Raw genomic sequence first — 1,572 nt, forward strand, 5'->3', positions numbered from 1 at the left:
CCCCAGCGCAGCAGGACATCGGCATCGTAACCCGACGCGACATGGTGCTTGTCGTCGATGCCGATGTCCTGCTGCGCTGGGGCGATCCGTTGTTTGCCGATTCGCCCGACTTCGACCCGACGAAACAGTCGGCCGAGGCCCAGGCGAAACAGTTCGGCTACAACAATGACTATGTCGGCTACATCCCGATCGACGGCTCGGCCGAACATGGCCTGCTGGTGGTCAACCACGAATACACCAATCCGCATCTGATGTTCCCGGGCATCGTAAAGATCGTCGAGAAGGACGGCAAGAAGTCGGCAGAAGTCGCACCCCTCTCGAAGGAGCAGGTCGATGTCGAGATGGCCGCCCATGGCGGCACCATCGTCGAGATCCGCAAGGACGGTGGCAAATGGCAGGTGGTGCGCGACGGCAAGCTCAATCGCCGCATCACCGCCAACACCGAAATGGCGCTGTCCGGCCCCGTTGCCGGCCATGACCGCGTCAAGACCAAAGCCGATCCGTCCGGCACCAAGGTTTTCGGCACCGTCAACAATTGCGCCGGCGGCGTCACGCCCTGGGGCACCTATGTGATGGCCGAGGAGAACATCCATGGCTATTTTTCCGGCGAGCTGCCGGAAGACCACAAGGAAGCCGCGAACTACAAGCGTCTCGGCATTCCCGAAGGCGCCTATGAATGGGCGGCGCATTACGAGCGTTTCGACCTCGCCAAGGAACCCAACGAAGCCAACCGCTTCGGCTGGATCGTCGAGGTCGATGTCAACGACCCGACCTCGACGCCGAGGAAGCGCACCGCCATGGGCCGCTTCAAGCATGAGGGCGCCGAATCGATCGTCGCCAAGGACGGCCGCGTCGTCTTCTATCTCGGTGACGACGAGCGCTTCGACTATGTCTACAAGTTCGTGACCAGGGCCGCGTTCAATCCGAACGACCGTGCCGCCAACAAGGACCTGCTCGACGATGGCACGCTGCATGTCGCCAGGTTCGCCGAAGACGGCACGGTCGAATGGCTGCCGATCGTGTTCGGCCAGGGGCCGCTGACGGCTGAAAACGGTTTCACTGGCCAGGCCGACGTGCTGATCGAGACGCGCCGCGCCGCCGACCTGCTCGGCGCCACCAAGATGGACCGCCCGGAAGACATTCAGCCCAATGGCGTCAACGGCAAGGTCTATGTCATGCTGACCAACAATTCGAAGCGCAAGGCCGACCAGGTCGACGCCGCCAACCCGCGCGCCGAAAACGCCTTCGGCCACATCATCGAGATCGCCGAGGACGGCGGTGATTTCACGGCCGCCAAGGGCAAGTGGGAAGTGCTGCTGAAATGCGGCGATCCCTCGGTTGCCGATGTCGGTGCCACCTTCTCGACGGCAACGACGGCCAATGGCTGGTTCGGCATGCCCGACAATTGCGCGGTCGATTCGGCCGGGCGTCTCTGGGTCGCGACCGACGGCCAGGGTCCGAAAGCCACCGGCCGCACCGATGGCTTATGGGCGGTGGACACGGAGGGGGCGGCGCGGGCGACCTCGAAACTATTCTTCCGCGTGCCGATCGGCGCCGAAATGTGCGGTCCGC

General features: G+C 63.6%; 1 protein-coding gene. It reads left to right on the forward strand.

Features of this window, described 5'->3' with window-relative positions:
- Positions 1 to 1,572, forward strand: a 1,572-nt coding sequence (locus EN984_RS33990) for a PhoX family phosphatase (protein ID WP_164765892.1), incomplete at both ends; no start/stop codon positions are given.

The organism is Mesorhizobium sp. M7A.F.Ca.CA.004.12.1.1 (assembly GCF_003997835.1).
In the GTDB taxonomy this organism is placed as follows: domain Bacteria; phylum Pseudomonadota; class Alphaproteobacteria; order Rhizobiales; family Rhizobiaceae; genus Mesorhizobium.